General features: G+C 39.9%; 15 protein-coding genes. 2 read left to right on the top strand and 13 right to left on the bottom strand.

The annotated features are described in order from the left end of the window. Positions 1-25: 25 nt before the first annotated feature. The 11 genes from aceF to uvrA all read right to left on the bottom strand — a co-directional run bounded on the left by aceF (position 26) and on the right by uvrA (position 17,294). On the bottom strand, positions 26-1,915 hold the full coding sequence (aceF, locus tag GM698_RS08170) for a pyruvate dehydrogenase complex dihydrolipoyllysine-residue acetyltransferase (protein WP_209289246.1): 1,890 nt from the start codon (positions 1,913-1,915) through the stop codon (positions 26-28). Between the two features lie 109 nt (positions 1,916-2,024). Further along, on the bottom strand, positions 2,025-4,682 hold the full coding sequence (gene aceE, locus GM698_RS08165; RefSeq protein ID WP_209289245.1) for a pyruvate dehydrogenase (acetyl-transferring), homodimeric type: 2,658 nt from the start codon (positions 4,680-4,682) through the stop codon (positions 2,025-2,027). Positions 4,683-5,074: 392 nt separating this feature from the next. Further along, positions 5,075-6,082: a quinone-dependent dihydroorotate dehydrogenase gene (pyrD, locus tag GM698_RS08160; RefSeq protein WP_209289796.1), complete on the bottom strand. Its 1,008-nt coding sequence runs from the start codon at positions 6,080-6,082 to the stop codon at positions 5,075-5,077. A 76-nt stretch (positions 6,083-6,158) separates the two neighbouring features. Then, a complete protein-coding gene (locus tag GM698_RS08155; RefSeq protein WP_159630893.1) occupies positions 6,159-7,109 on the bottom strand; it encodes a ribose-phosphate pyrophosphokinase in 951 nt (316 codons plus the stop codon). 15 nt (positions 7,110-7,124) lie between these two features. After that, a complete protein-coding gene (ispE, locus tag GM698_RS08150) occupies positions 7,125-7,988 on the bottom strand; it encodes a 4-(cytidine 5'-diphospho)-2-C-methyl-D-erythritol kinase (RefSeq protein ID WP_176808821.1) in 864 nt (287 codons plus the stop codon). Continuing rightward, entirely contained in the window at positions 7,976-8,608 is a 633-nt protein-coding gene (gene lolB, locus GM698_RS08145) for a lipoprotein insertase outer membrane protein LolB (protein WP_209289244.1), read from the bottom strand. Before lolB ends, ispE begins: the two co-directional genes overlap by 13 nt. Positions 8,609-8,661: 53 nt before the next feature. Further along, on the bottom strand, positions 8,662-10,410 hold the full coding sequence (gene msbA / locus GM698_RS08140) for a lipid A ABC transporter ATP-binding protein/permease MsbA (RefSeq protein ID WP_209289243.1): 1,749 nt from the start codon (positions 10,408-10,410) through the stop codon (positions 8,662-8,664). A 190-nt stretch (positions 10,411-10,600) separates the two neighbouring features. Beyond that, positions 10,601-12,523 carry an ATP-dependent DNA helicase gene (locus GM698_RS08135; protein ID WP_176808824.1) on the bottom strand — a complete coding sequence of 641 codons (1,923 nt, stop codon included), beginning with the start codon at positions 12,521-12,523 and terminating at the stop codon, positions 10,601-10,603. A 3-nt stretch (positions 12,524-12,526) separates the two neighbouring features. Further along, positions 12,527-13,324 (bottom strand): ABC transporter ATP-binding protein, encoded by a 798-nt coding sequence (locus tag GM698_RS08130; RefSeq protein WP_176808825.1) that lies wholly within the window; start codon positions 13,322-13,324, stop codon positions 12,527-12,529. 1 nt (position 13,325) lies between these two features. Further along, a complete protein-coding gene (locus GM698_RS08125) occupies positions 13,326-14,258 on the bottom strand; it encodes an ABC transporter permease (protein ID WP_209289242.1) in 933 nt (310 codons plus the stop codon). A gap of 207 nt (positions 14,259-14,465) precedes the next feature. Next, on the bottom strand, positions 14,466-17,294 hold the full coding sequence (gene uvrA, locus GM698_RS08120) for an excinuclease ABC subunit UvrA (protein ID WP_209289241.1): 2,829 nt from the start codon (positions 17,292-17,294) through the stop codon (positions 14,466-14,468). Positions 17,295-17,450: 156 nt separating this feature from the next. On the opposite strand from uvrA, the gene GM698_RS08115 reads away from it, so the two are divergent. Next, on the top strand, positions 17,451-17,972 hold the full coding sequence (locus GM698_RS08115) for a single-stranded DNA-binding protein (RefSeq protein ID WP_176808828.1): 522 nt from the start codon (positions 17,451-17,453) through the stop codon (positions 17,970-17,972). Positions 17,973-18,227: 255 nt separating this feature from the next. Here the strand turns inward: GM698_RS08115 and GM698_RS08110 are convergent, their stop codons facing one another. Next, the gene (locus tag GM698_RS08110; RefSeq protein WP_176812740.1) at positions 18,228-19,577 is read right to left on the bottom strand and encodes a GntP family permease; all 1,350 of its coding nucleotides are present in this window, start codon (positions 19,575-19,577) and stop codon (positions 18,228-18,230) included. 187 nt (positions 19,578-19,764) lie between these two features. On the opposite strand from GM698_RS08110, the gene GM698_RS08105 reads away from it, so the two are divergent. Beyond that, positions 19,765-20,280, top strand: a complete 516-nt coding sequence (locus tag GM698_RS08105; RefSeq protein ID WP_159629158.1) for a gluconokinase — start codon at positions 19,765-19,767, stop codon at positions 20,278-20,280. Positions 20,281-20,328: 48 nt separating this feature from the next. Here the strand turns inward: GM698_RS08105 and gntR are convergent, their stop codons facing one another. Then, positions 20,329-21,324: a gluconate operon transcriptional repressor GntR gene (gene gntR / locus GM698_RS08100; protein ID WP_176810250.1), complete on the bottom strand. Its 996-nt coding sequence runs from the start codon at positions 21,322-21,324 to the stop codon at positions 20,329-20,331. Positions 21,325-21,497 lie beyond the last annotated feature (173 nt).

Genomic DNA, 21,497 nt, shown 5'->3' with positions numbered 1-21,497 from the left:
TTACAAAAACAACCGCTTGTTAAAATTACATTACTAAACGACGAATATCTGCTAATACGCCGTTAATATAGCTTAAGAATCTTGCGCCATCTGCCCCATCAATAACGCGGTGGTCGAATGATAAGGATAATGGAAGCATTAAGCGTGGCTCGAACTCTTTACCGTTCCAAATTGGCTGCATTTCAGATTTAGATACGCCTAAAATTGCTACTTCAGGTGCATTTACAATTGGAGTAAAGTGTGTTGTACCAATGCCCCCTAAACTTGAAATTGTGAAGCAACCGCCTTGCATATCTGAAGCCGTTAATTTACCTTCACGTGCTTTTTTCGATACTTCCATTAACTCACGAGAAAGTTCGATAATGCCTTTTTTGTTCACATTTTTAAATACAGGAACCACTAAACCATTTGGTGTATCAACCGCAACCCCGATGTTGATATATTTTTTCAACGTGAGGCGTTGTGCATCTTCAGAAATTGAGCTATTGAAACGTGGAAATGCTTCTAACGCACTTGCTACCGCTTTCATAATGAATACTACCGGTGTGATTTTCACATCTAACTTACGTTTTTCAGCTTCTTTATTTTGATCTTTACGGAAATTTTCTAGCTCAGTAATGTCTGTGCGGTCAAAGTGAGTGACATGTGGAATCATTACCCAGTTGCGGTGTAAATTCGCACCAGAAATCTTATTAATACGGCTTAACTCAACTTCCTCTACTTCACCAAATTTGCTGAAATCCACTTTCGGCCATGGTAATAAGCCTAAACCAGCACCGTTTGCTGCACCAGTTGCGGCAGATGCCGTTCCGCCTTGTTTTTCAAATACTTGAACTGCAGTTTTGACGTATGCTTGAATATCTTCTTTAACGACACGACCTTTACGACCTGTACCTTTTACTTTGTCTAAATTGACACCGAACTCACGAGCCAAACGACGAATTACTGGTGTTGCGTGTGCATAACCAGCAGCAGAAACTACTTGTTCTTGATTTAAACCTGATTGGTTTTGAGCGGCTGGGGCCGTATCAGTTTTCGCTGGTGCTACTTGTGGTGCTGGAGCTGACGCATTTTGAGCCACAACAGGTTCTGCACCTGTTACTTCAAATTTCATAATTAATGAACCAGTTAACACTTTATCGCCAGATTTCACTAGAATTTCTTTTACCACCCCCGCAAATGGTGCAGGTACTTCCATTGAGGCTTTATCACCTTCAACGGTAATTAAAGATTGCTCTTCTGATACAGAATCGCCTACTTTCACCATAATTTCAGTTACGTTTACTTCATCGCCACCGATATCTGGTACATTCACCTCTTTAATTGCTGATGCCTGTGCAGGGACAGCAGTTTCAGCTGCTGAAATTGCTTGTGATGGTGCAGATGATGCTGTTTCAAATTTCATAATCAATTTACCCGTTGAAACGTTATCGCCCACATTGATTAAAATTTCTTTTACCACGCCCGCAACTGGTGCAGGGACTTCCATAGACGCTTTATCACCTTCAACACTAATGATTGATTGATCAATTTCAACGCTATCACCTACTTTAACCATAATTTCAGTTACATTTACTTCATCGCTACCAATATCTGGCACATTTACTTCAACAACTGCAGAAGTTGTTGCTACAGACGCAGGAGCAGTTTCTGCTTTTGGTGCTTCAGCCTCGGGGGCAGCATCAGCTGAGGCTAATACTAACATTGGAGAGCCAGTTGAAACTTTATCGCCTACCTTCACTAATACTTCTTTTACTACACCTGCTTCTGGTGCAGGCACTTCCATTGAGGCTTTATCACCTTCTACGCTAATAATTGATTGGTCTACTGAAATAGTATCACCAACTTTTACCATCACTTCAGTAACACTTACTTCATCTGAACCAATATCTGGCACATTAATTTGTTTTGACATTTTAAAATCCTTCTTTTGTAAACGGATAAATTGATTTTACCCTTACAAATTTAGGGTGGGCATTTCCCACCCCATTTTGCAAAATTTTCGTTAAATTTAACCGCTTGTATTACGCATATAATGGGTTAATGCGATCAACATTCAAGCCAAATTTAGCAATGGCATCCGCAACTACTTTAGTTTCTACCGTGCCTTCTTTCGCTAATTGAGCAAGAGCGGCAACAACGACATAACGCTCGTCTACTTCAAAGTGCTCACGTAAGTTTGCACGGCTGTCTGAGCGGCCGAAACCATCTGTACCTAACACATGATAATGTTTACTTGGCACATACGCACGAATTTGCTCAGCGTATAGTTTCATATAATCTGTTGCGGCAACTGTTGGTAAGTCTGCTAACACTTGTGCGACATAAGGAATACGCTGCTCTTCTGTTGGGTGTAATAAGTTCCAACGAGCTACATCTGCACCGTCACGACCTAATTCGTTGAATGATGGTGCTGAGAATACATCTGCGGTTACACCATAGTCATTTGCAAGAATTTGAGCCGCTAAGCGAACATGACGCATAATTGCACCCGAGCTTAATAATTGAACACGACCTTTACCTTTGCCTTCAACCGTTTCAAATTTATATAAACCTTTACGGATACCCTCTTCAGCACCTGTAGGCATTGCTGGTTGATCGGTAATTTCATTTAATGTGGTAATGTAGTAGAAGATATCTTCTTGATCTTCGCCATACATACGGCGGATACCATCTTGAACAATGACGGCTACTTCAAATGCAAATGCTGGATCGTAAGTGACACAATTCGGAATTACGCCCGCTTGAATATGGCTATGACCATCTTCGTGTTGCAAACCTTCTCCATTTAAGGTTGTACGGCCTGAAGTTCCCCCAATCATAAAGCCACGAGCTAATTGGTCGCCAGCTAACCACATCATATCGCCTACACGTTGGAAGCCGAACATTGAGTAGTAGATGAAGAATGGAATCATCGGTAAATTGCTGACAGAATATGATGTTGCAGCAGCAACCCAAGATGCAGTTGCACCCAACTCATTGATACCTTCTTGTAATACTTGGCCATCTTTTGCTTCACGGTAGTAAGCCACTAAATCACGGTCTGATGGCACATAGTTTTGACCAAATGGATTATAAATACCGATTTGACGGAATAAACCCTCCATACCAAAAGTACGTGCTTCGTCCGCAATAATTGGCACGATTTGCTGACCGATATTTTTATCTTTCAATAAGGTATTTAACACACGAGAGAATGCCATCGTAGTTGAAATACCACGCGGTTGCTCATCTAATAATGCTTGGAATTCAGATAACTCAGGCACTTTGAACTCAACGGTAAATTTCGGCTTACGCACAGGAACAAAACCATTTAAATCTTTACGTTTACCATGTAAATAATTGTACTCTTCTGAACCTTCTTCGAATTTGATATATTCTAGATTTTCAACTTGCTCATCAGTTAACGGCAACTCAAAGTAATCACGGAAGCCTTTTAAGCTCTCTAATGACATTTTTTTCGATTGGTGAGCCGTATTTTTACTTTCTGCCTCAGGAATACGATAACCTTTTACTTGTTGAGCTAATATCACAACTGGTTTGTCTGATTTCTGTGCTTTTGCATAAGCCGCATACAATTTTTCAGAATCATGAGCTCCACGACGTAATGCCCAAATTTCATCATCTGTCATATCCGCTACGAGTGCGGCAGTTTCTGGATAGCGACCGAAGAAGTGTTCACGAACGTAAGCACCATTTTTAGATTTGAACGTTAAATAGTCACCATCTAACACTTCCATCATTAATTGGCTTAATTTACCTGAAGTATCTTTAGCGAATAATTTATCCCACTCGCTACCCCATAATACTTTAATCACTTCCCAACCTGCACCAGTAAATACGCCCTCTAATTCTTGAACAATTTTACCGTTACCGTTTACTGGACCATCTAAGCGTTGTAAGTTACAACTAATAGTAAAAATTAAGTTGTTTAATTTTTCACGACCTGCAAATGATAATGCACCTTTAGATTCGATTTCATCCATCTCGCCATCGCCTAAGAAAGCATATACTTTTTGATCAGCAGTGTCTTTTAAACCACGATGTTCTAAATATTTTAAGAAACGAGCTTGGTAGATTGCATTCACTGGTCCTAAGCCCATCGATACCGTAGAGAATTGCCAAAACTCAGGCATCAATTTAGGGTGAGGGTAAGAAGATAAACCATCTGTGAATGCTTCTTGGCGGAAGTTGTCCATTTGCTCAGCCGTAATACGACCTTCTAAGAAAGCACGACCATACATTCCTGGTGCTGCGTGGCCTTGGAAGAAGATTAAATCTCCACCATTTTTATCCGTTGGTGCTTTAAAAAAGTGGTTAAAGCAAACTTCATACATTGTTGCTGCAGATTGGAATGTTGAGATGTGTCCACCTAAGTCAAGATCTTTTTTCTGGCTACGCAAAACAGTAGCAATTGCGTTCCAACGTACGGCAGAACGAATACGACGCTCGATTTTATGATCACCTGGATAAGCTGGTTGCTCAGAAACTGGAATTGTATTGACATAATCCGTTGTCGTACCTGTTGGTAATGACACGCCGCCAGCACGTGCTTGGCTGATAACTTGTTCAACGATAAATTGAGCTCGCTCTAAACCTTCTTCACGAATTAACGAATCTAGTGATGCCAACCAATCTTGAGTTTCGATTGGATCTACGTCATTTCTCAAGTTCTCTGACATAGTATTCTTCCTTATTAAATTAATGATTGAAGTAATAAATAACAAAATCTTAACAAATTTTGCTTATTTGATGATTTTTAGACCAATTTTTATCGAAAAAATTCATCTCAAACGGCTATTTTAAATTTAGCCTTAGTTAAGCTTTAAGTCGAAAAGCCCAAAATAAAAGTATTATCTATTTGATTTTAAACGTTTTTATAGTGTTTTATAAAATTTGTTTAAATTTTGTAGATAAATTTGCAATGCAAGATAGCAAAAATCGCTGATGTTGTCTAATTTTGTTCAAGACACAAACCACGCTTAATGTTAATTAAACCTTATAAAAATAAGAAAAAACCTGATGTTTAACGCTAAATTAGGTATATATTGTAGCTATTCCTAATCCTTACTCTTTACTTCAACTTCACGTGCTTAGCTAACCTTTGGATAAGTGATGGCCCTTGATAAATCATAGCAGAGTAAACTTGCAATAAGCTCGCACCAGCATTAATCTTTTCTTGCCCACTCTCTAACGAATGAATTCCTCCGCTTCCAATGATAGGAACACGCCCATTTAATTCAACAGATAATCGGGCAATCAATCGGCTGCTTAATTGATGCAGAGGCTTACCGCTTAATCCACCTTGCTGCTCAAAATGTGTTAAACCCACAACACTTTCACGAGAAAGTGTCGTATTTCCTGCAATGACTCCATCAATCTGATGGCGAACTAAGCTATCTGCCACAGAAGCAATTTCCTCATCCGTTAAATCAGGGGCAATTTTCAATACAAGCGGTCGATATTGACCAATTTTTTGCAAAAGTTGAGCCTGCTCTTTTTTTAAATTAACCAATAAATCATCTAATGCCTCGCCATATTGCAGACTACGCAAATTTTTAGTATTTGGCGATGAAATGTTTACTGTGACATAATCGCAATATTCATACACTTTCCGTAAACAAGTCAGATAATCATCTAAGCTATGCTCAATCGGAGTGAGTGCATTTTTGCCAATATTAATCCCCAAAATGCCGTCATATTTCGCTTTTTTCACATTCTCAATCAGAACATCAACACCTTTATTATTAAACCCATTTCGGTTAATAATGCCTTCAGCTTCTAAAACTCGGAATTGTCTTGGCTTAGGATTTCCATCTTGTGCAAGAGGCGTCACTGTACCAACTTCAATAAAACCAAAGCCTAATTTGCCAAATCCATCTATCGCTTCGCCGTTTTTATCTGCTCCAGCTGCCAAACCAATCGGATTTTTAAAATTAAGCCCCATCACTGTTGTCGGATTAGATGGCGTAACTAAAGGTGAAAAAGGGAGTTTCCCTACTAATGCAAGAGCTTGAATAGAAAGTTGATGTGCATTTTCAGCCTCAAGCGAAAATAAAAATGGACGAATAAGAGAATACATAAAGGTATTTTCCCCAAATGATAAATAGTTATAAAAAAGCCCAATCATTAGATTGGGCATTCGGGCAATAAAATCATTACGCATCAAACATTGCAGAAATAGACTCTTCATTGCTAATACGACGAATCGCTTCTGCAAGCATTCCAGATAAAGTTAAAACTCGCACCTTATTAAGTGCTTTAATTTCATTAGTTAATGGAATAGTATCTGTTACCACAATTTCATCTAACGCTGTATTTGCTAGGTTTTGTGCTGCTGCTCCAGAGAATACTGCATGGGTTGCATAAGCAAATACACGACGTGCACCACGCTCTTTTAATGCTTCAGCGGCTTTAGCTAAGGTACCGCCAGTATCTATCATATCATCAACTAAAATACAATCACGCTCTGCGACATCACCAATAATATGCATAACTTGCGATACATTTGCTTTCGGGCGACGTTTATCAATAATTGCCATATCGGTATCATTCAATAATTTAGCGACCGCTCTTGCACGCACCACCCCGCCAATATCAGGGGAAACTACAATAGGATTGACTAAATCTGATTTTTTCAAAATATCTTCAATAAGTACAGGCGAACCAAATACATTATCTACTGGCACATCAAAGAAGCCTTGAATCTGTTCCGCATGTAAATCACACGTTAATACTCTATCTACACCAACGCTTGACAGAAAGTCAGCGACCACTTTTGCAGTAATGGGAACACGGGCTGAACGCACACGTCTATCTTGGCGAGCATAGCCAAAGTATGGGATAACGGCTGTAATACGACCAGCAGAAGCACGACGCAACGCATCAACCATTACAATCAATTCCATTAGATTATCATTCGTTGGTGCACAAGTTGATTGCACAATGAAAATATCGCCTCCACGCACATTTTCATTGATTTGCACTTGAATTTCACCATCGCTAAAACGACCAACAGTTGCATTACCTAATGAAGTATAAAGATGTTTTGCAATACGATTAGCAAGTTCTGGCGTTGCATTGCCCGAAAACAGTTTAATATCTGTCATGGAGTGACCCTTTGATTAGTGGTGGTTAGTTTGGAATAATGTTTGATGTAATGGCGAAATATTTTGCCCTTTCGCCACAAAACCAAATGTCTCTGGTGGCCTATAAGCAAAAACTTGTTCAGCTTCTGCTTGTGTACTAAATTCAGCAAAAATACAAGCACCTGTGCCTGTTAGCTTAAACGGTGCATATTGTAACAATTCTTGCATAAGATCTTCAACCGCTGAATAACGTTCTCGCACAACTTTTTCGCAATCATTTGTCCATTTTGACGATAATAATTTGCTCAAATCGCGTTTTGGTGTGTTTCTTGGTAAATTCGGATCATTAAAAACGATTGCCGTTGAAATAGAAACCTCAGGTTTTAGCACTACATACCATTTTTCTTCAGGCTCACAAGGTGTGAAGACTTCACCGACTCCTTCAGCAAAAGCTGACACACCTCTTACAAAAATGGGCACATCAGCCCCTAAACTTAAACCTAATTCAGCAAGTTGTTCAAGTGAAAGATCTGTTTGCCATAAATGATTTAAACCCACTAACACCGTAGCGGCATTTGATGAACCACCACCAACACCACCACCCATCGGCAAATTTTTAGTAATGCCAATTTTTGCCCCTTTGTTGCAAGCGGTTGTTTTTTGCAAAAGTTTAGCAGCTCGGTAAATCAAGTTATCTTCAACGGCAACCCCTTCTAATTGATTTGTTAATTCAATTTCAGGGCTATCAATTATTTCAATCTCAATTTCATCGCAAAAGTCTAAAAACTGAAACAGTGTTTGTAACTCGTGATAGCCATCTTCCCTTTTGTTGGTAATATACAAAAACAGGTTCAATTTAGCTGGACTGGGTAAAATCATTTTTTCCATTAATAAGTCCATCTTTCAATGCGGATTTTTAAAGTTTGCGAACCATTTTCAAGCACAATTAATTTGGGCAAATGTGGCTCACGATCTTCGTGATACTCTACATAACTTGATGTCCAAATGGTGCCATTGAGTGGATAGCTAAATTGCGAAAGCTGGCGTTTTTCATTCACAATATAATTACCTTCTTTTTCAGGTTTCCCTTTTACCCAATAAGCAAACTGGTCAATTGGGAATGAAACACCAATCATCTCTTTCATTAATGCTTCAATATCACTATCAGAACGGCTACTGCCTTCACTATCTGAAACCGTTAAACCACGCTCATTACGTTCCAATTTCAATGATTTAGTGGAAAAAGTAGAAGAAAGCTCTAAGCTAAAATGCGTTGGCGTATGGTATTGCAAATTGAAATGGGAAGAAAAACGCTCTTTTGGCGAAATGTAACCAAATTGACCTGTCGCGCTATAGCGTTGAATTTTAGCTAATTGCCCTAAATGTTGTTGCCATTGTCTATCATTGTGTGGAATTTGTACTGTTGGCTTTGGTACTTCCGTCGGAGCCTGTAATACGGAGTTACAAGCCATTAAGCCAAGCAATACACTCAGAGATAAAATTTTTATGCGTTTTTTCATATTTTAAAATCAATTGTAGAAGCGAAAACTACTCGCCTTCTTGCCTATTATAATTAGCTAAATTGTAAGCTGTGAAGCTGTTTATAAGCCCCACCTTTTGCCAACAATTCTGTATGATTACCACGTTCAATAATATTTCCGTGATCGACGACTAAAATTTCATCGGCTTTTTCTATCGTCGATAAGCGGTGAGCAATAACCAAAACAGTGCGATCTTTTTGCAACACGTCAAGAGCCGATTGAATCGCCCTTTCTGATTCTGTATCTAAGGCAGAAGTTGCCTCATCAAGTACTAATACTGGTGAGTTTCGCAGCAAGGCACGCGCAATCGCTAAACGTTGGCGTTGCCCGCCCGATAAGCTCGCGCCATTTTCACCAATCACAGTATCTAAACCATTATCCAGTTTTTCAATAAATTCCATTGCGTGCGCGGCTTTTGCCGCTGCAATAATTTCATCTCGGCTATATTTATCTGTTGCTGCATAAGCAATATTATTGGCAATCGTATCATTAAATAAATGAACCTGCTGTGAAACCACAGAACATTGCTCACGTAAATTTTTCAATGTGTAATCTTGAATATTTATGCCATCAAGTAAAATCTCGCCTTCATCCACATCATAAAAGCGAGTAAGTAAATTGGCAATCGTTGATTTGCCTGAACCAGAACGCCCAACTAATGCAACGGTTGTACCTTTAGGAATATCAAAAGAAATATTGTTTAACGCTTTATTCTCTTTGCCTAAATAACTAAAGCTTACATTTTTAAATTTAACATTCCCTTCAACTTTTTCCATATTAACCGTGCCATTATCTGCCTCAGTTTTTAAATCTAAAAATTCAAATAATGTTTGGCAAGCCGCCATACCACGTTGGAATTGCGAATTTACATTGGTTAATGATTTTAAAGGACGCAACATTGCCATCATAGAAGAAAAGACGACGGTAAATGAGCCCGCAGTTAAATTCTCACTCATTACTTCAGGAAAGGTAGCAACATAAAGTACGGCAGATAACGCAAATGAAGCGATAAGTTGTACCACGCCATCAGAAATACCGTCAGCTGAAACCACTTTCATTCCTTTACGACGCATATCATTGCTAACACGGTCAAAGCGTTCTTTCTCTACTTTTTGCCCACCAAAGGAAAGCACTTCTTTATGCCCTTTTAGCATTTGCTCGGTAGTCACTGTCAGTTCGCCCATTGAGTGTTGAATATTACGGCTTAATTTGCGGAAATATTTAGAAATAAAACCAATTAACAGACCAATAATCGGAGCCATAATAAAGAGCACGATAGAAAGCTGCCAGCTAGTGTAAATCATCACAACAAACAAAGAGAGCAAATATGCACCTTCACGCACAATAGTCACTAACGAATGCGAAGCGGAACTTGCCACCATCTCCGTATCATAAGTAACACGTGAAAGTAAACGCCCAGTTGGATTATTATCAAAATAACTCACAGGCATATACATTAAGTGCTGAAAAATATTGCGGCGTAATGTCATTACCACTTTGCCCGAAACCCACGCCAAGCAGTAACTAGCGATATAGTTAGTCACTCCTCTCACTAAAATAAATACAACGACAAGTGCTGCCATTAATTTAAGAAAATGATGGTTTGCTTGCCCAAACCCTTCATCTAAAAGTGGTTTAAGCAAATAAATGAGGCTTGAATCAACTAAGGCATTTAGTACTAAAGCGACTGCACCTGCAATCAAGCCCGCTTTAAAAGGACTGATTGTTGGCCATAAACGTTTAAAGGTTTTAAACGTGGAAAGATCTTTTTCTGAATTCACTTTTTTACATCACTCTTGCTTATTGAAAAATCGGGCTATTGTACCTTGATTTCAAAGGCTAACCAAATCGGTTTTATTTTTGTTTGATTTTTAATCAGAAATAACACCTTTCTCAGTTTAAACAAGCGGTGATCTTTGGTGAATATTTTGCAAAATTTAATCAAAATATGACCGCTTGTCTATTTTGGTATTACGCTTTTAAAAATTGAATAACCGAACCTAGATCTCTCGTTCGTTTAGAGGGGGGTAAACTTTTCAAGAAGGTTTGTCCATAATTACGCATAACCAAACGCGAATCGCAGATAATCACCACACCTCGATCCGTGACATCTCGAATTAAACGCCCAACACCTTGTTTTAGTGTGATCACCGCTTCAGGAATTTGAATATCATTAAACGGGTCTCCGCCTTGCAATTTGCAATCCTCCATTCGTGCCTTGAGTAGTGGTTCATCTGGTGAAGTGAAAGGCAATTTATCAATAATCACGAGGGAAAGTGCATCGCCTCGTACATCAATACCTTCCCAAAAACTTTGGGTAGCAACCAGTACGGCGTTATCTTCTTTGACAAATTTCTCTAATAGACGCCCTTTACTTGTCTCGCCTTGTAATAATACGTTGAGCGAACTCTGTTCTCGTAAGAAATCCGCTAGGCCTCGCATCATATAATAAGAGGTACAGAGCAAGAAACAACGCCCTTTGTTCGCCTCAATAACGGGTTTTAATAGTTGTCCTAGTGCCGTTAAAGTATGAGCCTTATTGGTATCGGGTAAATAACGAGGTACGCACAGTAACGATTGATTTTGATAATCGAAGGGGCTTTGCAAAACCAGTTGTTCGGCATTTTCAATACCTAATCGTTGGCAGAAATGCTCAAACGAACCACCAACCTCCAGGGTTGCGGAGGTAAACACCCAACCAATTTGCTGATTTTTTAGCTGTTCGCCAAACTTATCTGCCACCATAAGTGGCGTGATGTGTAAGCCAAAAGAGCGACCGTTTGCTTCGTACCAATAGCAATATCCTGTCACCGTAGTATCCATTAATTTTTTAAGCTGTACTTTCACTTCCGCTAAGCGTTCAAAAATTTTATCTAAAGTGTCAGATCGACCTAATGATTTTTTTACTACCTCACTTAAAAAGTCAATGTTTTCAGATACTTTTACTAAGCCATCCACCACTTTTTTATCTCGAAACAGATCCCGTAAATTCCCTCTAATCTGCCCTTCTCCCCCCATTAATAAGCGAAAATCTTGCACCACTTTCATAAGATGATCGGAGGCTTTACCTAATTGTGCCACATCTTTTAATTCTGTACGGTAAACGATGTTGGTATCTTTGCAAAGATCAAATAATTGGCGAGAAGAGAGGGATTGCCCAAAGTATTGGCTAGCAATATCTGGAAGTTGATGAGCTTCATCAAAAATCACCAATTCAGCTTCTGGGATCAACTCGCCAAACCCCGTTTCTTTTACCGCCATATCTGCACAAAATAGATGATGATTTACCACAACCACATCAGCTTCCATCGCCTTACGGCGAGCCTGTACCACATAGCAATCCTTAAAATGGGGGCAATCAGAGCCTAAGCAGCTCTCTGTTGTACTCACTAATTGCGGTAAAATCGGGCTGTCTTCCGCAATCGTAATACATTCACTTAAATCACCTGTTTTACTTGAATTTTGCCATTTGCTGATTTTTTTCAAATCTGATAATACAGATTTATCGCCGAGCACTCCCATTGCCGTCACTTGCTCTAATCTCTCTAAACAGAGATAATTCGCTCTGCCTTTTAGTAACGCTATTTTACCTTTATATTTGAGGGCTTTTTGAATGGTCGGGAGATCTCGATTAAAGAGTTGATCTTGTAGGTTTTTAGAACCTGTGGAAATAATCGTTTTTTTACCTGAAAGCAATGCTGGCACTAAATAGGCAAATGTTTTGCCTGTTCCTGTGCCAGCCTCAACAACCACGGGTGTTGCAAATTTTACGGATTTTCCGACCGCTTGTGCCATCGCAAGCTGGGCTTTTCGTGGGCGAAAGCCATTAATATTTTGGCTCAATAGACCATCATCGCTAAATGCGTGAAGAATTTTATCGTCGTATTTTGTCATAAATTAATCGCCCAACAACAAGCCGTCATCACTTAACTGTTCACGGCGGTTTTGTTGGAAAAGTTGTAGTAAATCTGGCACATCCATTTTTTGTCGCTGCTCGCCAAACACATCAAACGCGACTTGTCCTTGGTGTAACATCACAGTACGGTCGCCGTAATCTAGGGCTTGTCGCATTGAATGAGTCACCATTAGGGTAGTGAGTTTTTGTTCTCGCACGATTTTGTTGGTTAGCTCCAGCACAAAATCCGTGGTTTTAGGATCAAGAGCAGCAGTGTGTTCATCTAGTAATAGAATATTAGATGGCTTCAGCGATGCCATCAAAAGACTCACCGCTTGGCGCTGTCCGCCTGATAATCGCCCCATTTGGTCGGTTAATCGGTTTTCTAAGCCCAATCCTAAAAGTGACAGTTTTTCTTTAAAAAGCGCTCGCATTTGGCGTTTGATCGCAAAGCTTAAACCTCGCTTTCCACCACGTTGATAAGCGAGTGCCATATTTTCTTCAATGGTCAAACTTTCACACGTGCCCGCCATAGGGTCTTGAAATACTCGAGCGACTTGATTCGCTCTTTGCCACGTTGTTGTGTTATTAACTTTATGACCTTGAATAATAATCTCGCCACTATCTACTTGGCAATCGCCACTAATTGCATTTAGCATAGTGGATTTGCCTGCTCCGTTACTGCCAATCACAGAAACAAATTCACCTTGTTCTACTTTAAGAGATAAGCCTCGCAATACAGGATTTTCAATTGCGGTGCCTTTATTGAAGGTAATGAATAAGTTATTTAATTCAATCATCTTAACCTCTCTTACCCAACAATTTCTGTTTGATTTTTGGTAATGCTAATACAATAACCACTAATAATGCTGTAATTAAATTCAGATCTTGCGGACCAAAACCAATACTATTGAGCGTCTCGTTATTTAATGCCAGAGCGATAAAGAAACGATATAAAATTGAGCCGATAATGACCGCAAAGGTGAGCCAAACAATACGTTTAGCCGAAAAAATCGCTTCACCAATAATCACCGCGGCTAACCCTATCACGATAGTGCCTACGCCAATAGAAATATCTACCCCGCCATTACTTTGTACATATAATGCTCCACCTAACGCAATTAAAGCATTAGAAATTGCCATACCTAAAATCGTCATTTTATTAATCGCAATGCCTTGTGCCTTTGCCATACGGCTATTTGTGCCTGTTGCTCGAATGGCTAAGCCGGTTTCGGTAGCAAAAAAGAGGTCAAATAGGCATTTCACGATAACAACAACAAGTAATGCCATCACGAGCCGAACTAAGGCTAATTGCAGATCGCTTTCAATAGTCATCACATCATAAATTGTGGTTTCGCCGAGAATCGCAATGTTGGGCATTCCCATAATGCGTAAATTAATCGAATAAAGGGCAATCATCATCAAGATACTGGCAAGCAGTTTCTCAATTTTAAAACCGATATGCAGACAGGCTGTAACAATGCCCGCAGCAGCACCCGCTAATGTGCCGTAAAGCGTTGCCAACCAAGGATCAACTTGATTTAAAATGCTAATGACACACACCGCACCACCTAGTGGAAAACTGCCATCTGCTGTTAAATCAGGAAAATCCAGAATTTTATAAGAAATGAATACGCCAAGTGCAACAAGGGCATAAATCAAGCCTAACTCTAAGGCACCAATCCAGGTGATATTACTTAAAAAGAAACTTAAAAAATGAATAATCGCGTCCATTGGTCATTTTATTATGGTTAATTGATTGAGAAATGCACTACTATAATAGTACAAATTTGGAAGGCATTTTACGCTATTTTTAAGAAAAAATCAGCTACTTATTTGTCTTGCAAAGGCTAAAGAAAAAGCTAAAACACAAGCGGTCATATTTCCTTTGCATTTTGCAATCGCAAAAAAGAGTAAAAATATGACCGCTTGTATGCAATATTAGCCTTTAGCCAATATCTCTTTTAAAAACCTTGCTGTATGAGAGCGTTTATCTTTAGCAACCTGTTCAGGTGTGCCCGTTGCGATAATCTCGCCACCGCCACTACCGCCTTCAGGTCCGAGATCTACAATCCAGTCTGCGGTTTTTATTACATCTAAATTATGCTCAATCACGACAATCGTATTGCCTTGATCACGCAAGCGGTGTAATACACCGAGTAACTGTTTAATATCTGCAAAATGCAAACCTGTAGTTGGCTCATCTAAAATATAGAGGGTTTTGCCGGTGTCTCGTTTAGACAACTCAGTGGCTAGCTTGACACGCTGAGCCTCTCCTCCTGAAAGTGTGGTAGAAGATTGCCCTAAGCGGATATAAGATAATCCTACATCCATCAAGGTTTGTAACTTACGAGCAATCATCGGCACTGGAGCAAAAAACTCTCTCGCCTCTTCCACTGTCATTTCTAACACTTGATGAATGGTTTTACCTTTATAACGGATTTCAAGTGTTTCACGGTTATAACGCTTACCTTTACAATGATCGCAAGGTACATAAACATCGGGTAAAAAGTGCATTTCTACCTTAATAACCCCATCTCCTTGACAAGCTTCGCACCGCCCACCACGCACATTGAAACTAAAACGCCCTACGTTATAGCCTCTTGCTCGAGCCTCTTGCGTGCCTGCAAATAACTCTCGAATTGGCGTAAATAGCCCTGTGTAAGTGGCAGGATTTGAGCGTGGCGTTCGCCCGATCGGGCTTTGATCGATATCTATCACTTTATCAAAATGGGCTAAGCCATCAATAGCTTCATAAGGGGCAACATCGCTATTTTCTGCACGATTTAACGCATTCTGAGCCAAAGGGAAAAGTGTATCATTAATCAATGTTGACTTGCCTGAACCTGAAACACCTGTAATACAAGTAAATAAACCCACTGGAATTTCTAACTTCACTTTTTTCAAATTATTACCGCTTGCACCTGAGAGTGTTAATACTTTGGCAGGGTCATAAGTCACTCGCTTAGCAGGAATTTCAATTTTTTGTTTACCCAAAAGGAATTGCCCAGTAATAGATTCTTCAATCTGCATAATTTCTGACGCGCTTCCCTGTGCAATAACTTGTCCACCATGTACACCAGCCCCAGGTCCAATATCAATAATATGATCTGCTGCCCGAATTGCATCTTCATCGTGCTCAACGACAATCACCGTATTACCTAAATTACGCAAATGAACCAACGTATTAAGTAAACGCTCATTATCACGCTGATGTAATCCAATTGAAGGCTCATCTAACACATACATCACACCCACTAAGCCAGCACCAATTTGGCTCGCTAGGCGAATACGCTGAGCCTCTCCTCCAGACAAGGTTTCAGCTGAACGCGAAAGCGAAAGATAATTCAAGCCAACATTAACCAAAAACTGTAAACGCTCACGAATTTCTTTTAAGATCTTTTCTGCAATTTTCTCTCTTTGCCCTGATAACTTAATCTCTTCAAAGAACGCCAGTGCTTCGCCAATACTTTTTTCTGATACCATCGGTAAATTTGTTTTATCTAAGAAAACATACCGAGCCTCACGACGCAAGCGAGAACCTTGACAACCAATGCAAGGGCGAGTGTTGATATATTTCGCTAATTCATCTCTTACTGAATTGGATTCCGTTTCTTTATAGCGACGAGCCATATTATTCAGAACGCCCTCAAAAGCGTGTTTACGCTTAACTTTATCGCCCCTATCATTTACATAAACAAACTCAATCTCTTCTTTTGTGCCATTTAAAATAATATTTTGATATTTTTTAGGCAACTGCCCAAATGGCGTTTCCAGATCAAAACCGTAATGCTCCGCCACTGCTTTTAGTAGCCCAAAGTAATAAAAACTACGACGATCCCAGCCTTTAATTGCCCCTGAGGCTAATGAGACATCAGCATTCTGAACAACTTTATTTTCATCAAAAAACTGCTCTACTCCGAGCCCATCACAGCTCGGGCAAGCCCCAGCAGGGTTATTAAATGAAAATAAACGAGGCTCTAATTCTTGTAATGAATAGCCACAATGTGGGCAAGCAAAACTCGATGAAAATACCATTTCTTCTGCCTGAGGATCGTCCATGTCCGCAATAACTGCCGTTGAGCCAGATAAATCTAATGCCGTTTCAAAAGATTCCGCTAAACGTGTTGCAAGATCAGACCTTACTTTAAAACGATCTACCACAACCTCAATCGTATGTTTTTTCTGAAGTTCTAATGTTGGAGGATCTGATAAATCGCAAATTTCACCGTCAATTCTGGCACGTAAATAACCGCTAGCGGTCAAATTTTCTAATAATTTTACGTGTTCGCCTTTTCGATCTTTTACAACTGGAGCAAGTAGCATTAGGCGTTTACCTTCCGGCTCTTCCAATACTCTATCCACCATTTGTGAAATCGTTTGAGCCGCTAACGGAACATCATGATCAGGGCAACGTGGTTCACCCACCCTTGCAAATAGTAAACGCAGATAGTCGTGAATTTCCGTCACCGTTCCCACCGTAGAACGAGGGTTATGTGACGTTGATTTTTGCTCAATTGAAATCGCAGGTGAAAGCCCTTCAATGTGATCAACATCGGGCTTTTCCATTAAAGAGAGGAATTGACGAGCGTAAGCAGAAAGCGATTCCACATAACGGCGTTGCCCTTCAGCATAAAGTGTATCAAAAGCCAAAGAGGATTTTCCTGAACCAGAAAGCCCAGTAATCACAATAAATTTATCTCTAGGTAAAGTTAAATTAATGTTTTTTAAGTTATGCGTTCTCGCTCCACGAATATCTATATATTGCATCTTTTTTCTATCCACAGCTATTTCTAAATTTTCGAGCATTATCGCATATTTTAATAAAACTGTACAAAATATCAGTTTTTCTGTGTTCAATACATTAATTTTCAGTTAGAATATTCCACAATTTTGTATAAAGACACAGTAAAAGAAAGAGGTTTTATGGCTGGTATCAATAAAGTAATTATCGTAGGTAATTTAGGTAACGACCCAGAAATGCGTACAATGCCAAATGGCGAAGCGGTAGCAAATATTAGTGTAGCGACATCTGAAAGCTGGACGGATAAAAATACAGGCGAACGTCGAGAGGTTACTGAATGGCATCGTATTGTATTTTATCGTCGCCAAGCAGAAGTATGTGGGCAATATCTACGTAAAGGTTCACAAGTTTATGTGGAAGGTCGTTTAAGAACCCGTAAATGGCAAGACCAAAACGGACAAGATCGTTACACCACTGAAATTCAAGGTGATGTATTACAAATGCTCGGTAGCCGCCAAGGTAATGATATGAGCAACCAACCACAAAGCGGTTGGGGTAATTCAGCACCTGCAGGAAATAGTTATAATCAAGGTAATAGCAATTATAGCTATAGCCAAACTTCAAACTCAGCACAACCACAATCTAAGCCTGCTCCACAAGCTGAACCTGCAATGAACAATTTTGATGATGATATTCCGTTCTGAGATACGTATATATCTAAACTGTCAAAATAAATCATAGAGTATCTAGGTAGAGCCTTGTAAAACAAGGCTCTACTTTTTTTACATTTATTTTGACAAGATACTCTCTATTCTATTAAGTGATTAAGAATAGAACTCAGTTCTATAATCTACTCAAATCAAAGAGTAAATTTCAATAGTCATATAAAAAACAAGCGGTCGATTTTCTTCAGAATTTTGTATAATAGATAAGAAAATCGACCGCTTTTAAGAGTTAAATTAGAGTAACCAGCTACCAATCAATGCACAGGCAAAACCAGTTAAACCAATTGAAGTCTCAAGCATTGTCCAAGTTTTTAACGTAGTTTTTTCGTCCATTTCAAGGAAACGGCTCATAAGCCAGAAGCCTGAATCGTTTACGTGAGAAATAACGGTTGCACCTGAAGCGATTGAAATCACGATAAAGCAAAGATCAAACTGGCTTAAATCTGGCGCAGCCGCCACCATTGGGGCAATTAACGCTGCGGTTGTGGTTAAAGCAACTGTCGCAGAACCTTGTGCGACACGGAAAACCGTTGCAATAATAAAAGCTGCAACAACAATCGGCATGCCCGTATCTGCCATCATTGCAGATAATACATCGCCAATGCCGCTTGCACGTAACACGCCACCAAACATACCTCCAGCCCCTGTTACCAGGACGATAGAACAAATTGGACCTAGTGCGTTATTACAAATTTTCTCAATTTGATCGAGACTACGGTTATCACGCAGAAGCATAATCGCCACAATCAGAGTAATCAATAACGCTATTGGTGTTTTACCAATTAAACGCAAGCTTTGTACCCAAAGTTCGTCGCTATCCACTACTTTCGTAACAGCGAGCGTATTTAAGCCTGTATCAAACAAAATTAAGATGATTGGAAGTAATAGTACCGTCAGTACTTTACCGAAACTCGGCGGATTTTGCACCGCCATTTCATTTGCGGATAAGCCGTTCAAAAATGCTTTTGGTAAATCAACGTGAATGCGCTTACTGATAAATTGACTGAACATATAAGTTCCGATGTACCAAATTGGGATTGCACAAACTAAACCCACTAATACTAATAAGCCCATATTTACGCCAAGTAAATCGCCAGAAGCAACTGGCCCTGGGTGCGGAGGAAGGAAAGCGTGCATCACCGCAAATGCCCCTGCAGACGGGAAAGCATAACGCAGTACTGAGCCGCCAAACTGTTTCGCTACGCTGAAAATAATTGGCAACATCACGACTAAACCCGCATCAAAGAAAATAGGGAAACCAAATAGCAATGATGCCACACCCAGCGCAAATGGTGTTTTCTCTTTACCGAATTTATTGATAAGCGTGTCTGCTAATACTTTTGCACCACCCGTGATTTCGAGCAAACGACCAATCATTGCTCCCAATCCCACCAACAATGCAACAGAAGCAAGCGTACCGCCAAAGCCATTTAATAAAGTCGGCAAGATTTTATCAACAGGAATACCCACAGCCAATGCTGTGAGTAAACTCACAATAATTAAAGCAACAAAGGCGTGAAGCTTAAATTTAATAATTAATACCAGCAATAATAAAATTGCGGCAAACATAATGAAAAGTAACATACTATTTTCTCCACAATAAATTGTTATCGGTAACATAGCGATAAAAACTAAACTTGTAAATAATTCGTTATTTTTTATTTTAAATTTGTGATCTACTTCAAATTTTACATAAATATCAGATGATTTTTCGTTTTAAACTGCTAAATTAAGCTCAAATAAAAGTTACCGATAACACAGGAGCAGACAAATGTCTCAAGGAAAAGCATTTATCTTAATGGGAGTATCCAGCACAGGTAAAACCTCTGTTGGTACGGCTATTGCACAGAAATTAGGCTTGAAATTGATTGATGGGGACGATCTTCACCCTCGTGCGAATATTCTCAAAATGGCAAACGGTACACCTCTAAATGATGATGACCGCCGCCCGTGGTTAGAGCGAATTAACGATGCCGCTTTCAGCCTAGAACAGAAAAGCGAAAAAGGAATTATTGTCTGCTCGGCATTAAAGAAAAAATACCGTGATCAAATCCGAGCAGGCAATGCTGATGTAAAATTCCTATTCCTAAACGGCTCATTTGAGCTGGTGCTGGAACGAATGAAACAACGCAAAGGCCATTTTATGAAGCCTGAAATGTTGCAAAGCCAGTTCAATACTCTAGAAATCCCACAAGCTGATGAGCCTGGCGTATTCTTCATTGATATTGATGGCAGTTTTGAGGAAGTAGTGGAGAGATGTGTAGAGACGGTTAAACCCTTGATTTAAGATACAAGCGGTCTAAATTACAAAAAAGTTTTCAAATCTAACCGCTTGCTACACACTCTCGCCCAAATGTATCTGATACCCTAAATTGATAATCGGGCTTTGTTGCGGTATGCCGTGAATGCGGTCGAGCAGTTCTTGTGCTGCTACTCTGCCCATTTGTAAGCGAGGGGTAATCACACTGGCAAGCTGTGGGGTGAGAGATTGTCCGACATCGTGTCCGTGAAAGCCAGCAATTTTGATCTGCTCTGGCACGATAATGCCTAAACGTTGGCACTCAAATAATGCTCCGATGGCTAAGTCGTCATTGGTACAGAATACACCATCTAGTTGTGGCTGTTGAGCAAGAGCTTGGCGGAGTTGCTCTGCTCCGAGCGTAAAGGAAGAATGTTGTTCAGTCGTAATGTTGAGCGGTATCAAACTGTGTTTTTGCATTGCCTGTTCATAGCCCTGCATTTTAAGTTGCGAGCGTTTATCCATTCTCGCCCCAAAGTAGGCAATATGGCGGCTACCACGTTGGATCATCGTTTCCACCATCGCTTGTGCTGCAGAAATGTTGTCAAATCCGACCGCTTGTTGAATGCCGCCTTCACACTCCATTATCTCAATCACAGGAATTTGAGCCACTTCCAGCATTTTCAGTGTGCGAGCGGAGTGATGATTTTCAGAGAGAATAATTCCATCAACGTTATAAGAAAGTAGCGACTCAATCCTCTTCTCTTCCTTTTCTTCGCTATAACCGTAGTGGGCGAGCATCGTCTGATAACCTGCTTGGTCGGTAATCTGTTCAATGCCTTTGATCACATCCGCAAAGACTTGGTTAGTGAGTGAAGGAACAAGCACGCCAATCGCTCTACTTTTGGCGTTAGAGAGAATATCAGGAGCACGATTTGGAATATAACCAAACTGTTCTATCGCTTGTGCAATGCGTTCACCAGTCTCTTTCGCTACCATGTTTGGATCACGCAAAAAACGGCTGACGGTCATTTTAGTAATGCCGAGATAGGAAGCGATATCTTGCAAAGTAGGACGTTTATATTTGGTCATTTAGAATACGTTGAGTAGTAAAAATATCGCTCATTATATGCAAAATTCTACGTAAAAACGACCGCTTGCAGCTAATCCTCCCGAAACTCTTCGGGGTGCTATTTTTATAGCCAACTTGGCGCTAGCCCAACCTGACTTTCGCCATTACCGTAGCCTTTTGCCAGATTCCCACC

The sequence above is a fragment of the Mannheimia sp. ZY171111 genome (assembly GCF_017750945.1).
Taxonomy (GTDB): Bacteria; Pseudomonadota; Gammaproteobacteria; order Enterobacterales; family Pasteurellaceae; genus Mannheimia; species Mannheimia pernigra.
Note: the sequence above shows the minus strand (reverse complement) of the source record. Positions and strands in the feature narration are given on the sequence as shown.

Excerpts from the sequence above, each read along its gene's own strand:
- aceF (WP_209289246.1), bottom strand. The coding sequence starts at position 1,915 with ATGTCAAAACAAATTAATGTGCCAGATATTGGTTCAGATGAAGTAAGT.
- aceE (WP_209289245.1), bottom strand. The coding sequence starts at position 4,682 with ATGTCAGAGAACTTGAGAAATGACGTAGATCCAATCGAAACTCAAGAT.
- pyrD (WP_209289796.1), bottom strand. The coding sequence starts at position 6,082 with ATGTATTCTCTTATTCGTCCATTTTTATTTTCGCTTGAGGCTGAAAAT.
- GM698_RS08155 (WP_159630893.1), bottom strand. The coding sequence starts at position 7,109 with ATGACAGATATTAAACTGTTTTCGGGCAATGCAACGCCAGAACTTGCT.
- ispE (WP_176808821.1), bottom strand. The coding sequence starts at position 7,988 with ATGGACTTATTAATGGAAAAAATGATTTTACCCAGTCCAGCTAAATTG.
- lolB (WP_209289244.1), bottom strand. The coding sequence starts at position 8,608 with ATGAAAAAACGCATAAAAATTTTATCTCTGAGTGTATTGCTTGGCTTA.
- GM698_RS08135 (WP_176808824.1), bottom strand. The coding sequence starts at position 12,523 with ATGACAAAATACGACGATAAAATTCTTCACGCATTTAGCGATGATGGT.
- GM698_RS08130 (WP_176808825.1), bottom strand. The coding sequence starts at position 13,324 with ATGATTGAATTAAATAACTTATTCATTACCTTCAATAAAGGCACCGCA.
- GM698_RS08125 (WP_209289242.1), bottom strand. The coding sequence starts at position 14,258 with ATGGACGCGATTATTCATTTTTTAAGTTTCTTTTTAAGTAATATCACC.
- uvrA (WP_209289241.1), bottom strand. The coding sequence starts at position 17,294 with ATGCAATATATAGATATTCGTGGAGCGAGAACGCATAACTTAAAAAAC.
- GM698_RS08115 (WP_176808828.1), top strand. The coding sequence starts at position 17,451 with ATGGCTGGTATCAATAAAGTAATTATCGTAGGTAATTTAGGTAACGAC.
- GM698_RS08110 (WP_176812740.1), bottom strand. The coding sequence starts at position 19,577 with ATGTTACTTTTCATTATGTTTGCCGCAATTTTATTATTGCTGGTATTA.
- GM698_RS08105 (WP_159629158.1), top strand. The coding sequence starts at position 19,765 with ATGTCTCAAGGAAAAGCATTTATCTTAATGGGAGTATCCAGCACAGGT.
- gntR (WP_176810250.1), bottom strand. The coding sequence starts at position 21,324 with ATGACCAAATATAAACGTCCTACTTTGCAAGATATCGCTTCCTATCTC.